The following is a 2,302-nucleotide window of genomic DNA, read 5'->3' as shown; positions in this document are numbered from 1 at the left end:
CAGCGGAACCCATCCCTCGCCATCCGGGGTCTGGGAGCCCCATGCCGCGGCGGACAGGTCGGTGGCCACGAGGCTCTGCGCGTAGGTGAAGCCATCGACGGTCGTGGTGAAGGTGAAGCTCGCCGCCGCGCTGTCCGTGCCGCCGGCGGACTGAACCAGGCCCAAGGGCAGCGTGACCGTGTGCGTGGACTCGAAGGCCATGTCCGCGTCCGGCGTGATCGTCAGGGTGGACCCGCTGACGCTTGCCGTGAAGGCGACGGGGTTGCTGCTGCCGTCCACCAGCGTCGGAGTGCCTACAAGGGTGATCGCCTGATCGTAGACGATGGAGATCGCGGCGCCGACAGGAATGATCGTCTGCCCATCAGCCGGGTAGGTGGAGACAATGGCCGGTGCGGCTTCGACCGGGGTTCCCGCATCGCCGAGCGAGATCAGCTCTGCCTCCGTGGCATAGCCGCTGAACAGAGCCGGACGGCGGTAGCCGGTGCTCTGCGCAGAGGCCCCGGACCCGATAGTCACGAGGACCCGGCTGTCGCCGGAGCCGGAGACCGGGAGATGGCCCCAGAGACGCAGGCCCCCGCCGGTGAGTGGGATGATGCCGGATGCGACGAAGTTGGCATGCGGGTAGAGAACATGGCTGCCGCAGTTGTAGGTCAGGCCGTTGTTCGAGATGCCGAAGTCGTTGAACGAGACCGTGATGATGCCGAAGCCGGAGTCCACCGGATCGGCGTCCAGGATGTCCACGCAGAGCGTGTAGTTGCCCGCGGGGAGACGATCATGCTCGCCCGCGTTGCTGTCCGCCGAGGCGGTAGCGAGCGAGGTGTTGATCCAGTAGCCGTCCGCATCGACCGTCTTGCTGTCCCAGACGGACGTCTCGACCGACGTGTTGATCAAGCTGTCCGCGTAGGAGAACACGTCGGGGCGCGAGGTGAACGAAATGGACGCAGCGGCGTTGCCGGTTCCGTAGCTCGCCTCCACCGACCCAGCCGGGAAGGTCAGCGTGTATTCGGTCTCGTAGGCAAGATCGGCGTTCGGGGTGACATAGATCGTGTTGCCGCGGACGTCCGTGGTGAACGCAACCGATCCGCCCGAGTGGGTCAGCGTCGGCGTGCCGACCAGAGCGACCTTGCGGTCCCATTCCACGGCGATCACCGTATCCCGAAGGACATAGAGATCGCCGTTGGCCGGGGTCGAGTTGAAGACCGCCGGAGCCGGTCCGCCTGACAGCCACTCGCCGGTATCCATGTCCATGGCTCCGATTGCGCCCCGCCAGATGTTCGGGTCTGCCGGGGTCGCCATGGCGATGACTTCCGCCCGGGTGCGGGGATAGCCCTTCACGCCTGCGACGGCATTCGGGAGCACGGCCAGCATGGCCGCCGTGTCGTCATAGTCGCGGATGTCCCATGCGGTGTTAGAGACCATGTAGTTCTCGCCCGTGCCCTTGAGGGCGACGCCGGTCGTCAGGTTGTTGCCCGCGAAGGAGCCCTGATCCGGCTGCTGCGTGATCGTGCCGATGGCGCCGGGGTAGAACACCCTTTCGTCTCCGGTGAAGTCGCGCAGGAAGGTGTTGAACTCGCCTTCCACGTAGTCCTGCGCCCCCTCGTATTGCAGGGACTTGGAGGCCAGGACGAGAGCGTTGCCTGCCGCGTAGACCACGCCCATGTCCTCGCGGGTGGCGCCGTAGGTCGCCCCGGCGGTCTTGCCGAAGATGCCCTGCGAACCGAGGATCCCGCGGTCTGCCGTCCAGACGGTGCTGCCGATCTGGCGGACAAGCTGCACGCTTTCGGCGCGCGAGAGAACCAGGGACGACAGACCCGTCAGCCCGTCCGCGGAAATCGACCCCCCAGCCGGTGCTTGTATCGTGACCGTGTTCGTGTCGCTGGTTCCGACCGCGAAGACGACGAAGATCCAGGCGCCGCCGCTGTCCGTCCGCTCGGTGCCGCTGGCGGGCAGCGTCACCACCTTGTTGCCGGTATCGTTTACCACCCAATGGTTGCCGCCGCAGTGCTCGGTGGCGAGGACCGGGTTAGCGTGCCACAGGTTCACATAGGGAACGTCCGCTGCCTTTGCCGCCCCAGCAAGGAAGGTGGCGTGCTCGGCAAGGGAGCGGGACCAGCTGTCGCCGGTCGCCATGGTGTTCGCGATGAAGTCTGCCCGCTCCAGCTGGTCCCTCGGGCTTGCCGGAATGACCGGATAGCGGTGAACCATGTCGGCGTGCTGCCATTCGCCGAAATACTGGTAGTCCGTCGCATGGTTCAGACGGTACATCAGCGTCCCGCCGTAGTAGGACACGGTGTCCGCGGTC

At 66.2% G+C, this 2,302-nt stretch carries 1 protein-coding gene; it reads right to left on the bottom strand.

All coding sequences use genetic code 11. The features are described 5' to 3' along the window. The coding region (locus HCC78_RS32115) for an Ig-like domain-containing protein (protein ID WP_172332753.1) at positions 1-2,302 on the bottom strand (2,302 nt) is incomplete at both ends.

Source organism: Mangrovicoccus sp. HB161399 (assembly GCF_013184745.1).
Taxonomy (GTDB): domain Bacteria; phylum Pseudomonadota; class Alphaproteobacteria; order Rhodobacterales; family Rhodobacteraceae; genus Mangrovicoccus.
The sequence above is the reverse complement of the archived record's forward strand: the minus strand, read 5'-3'. Positions and strand labels throughout refer to the sequence as shown.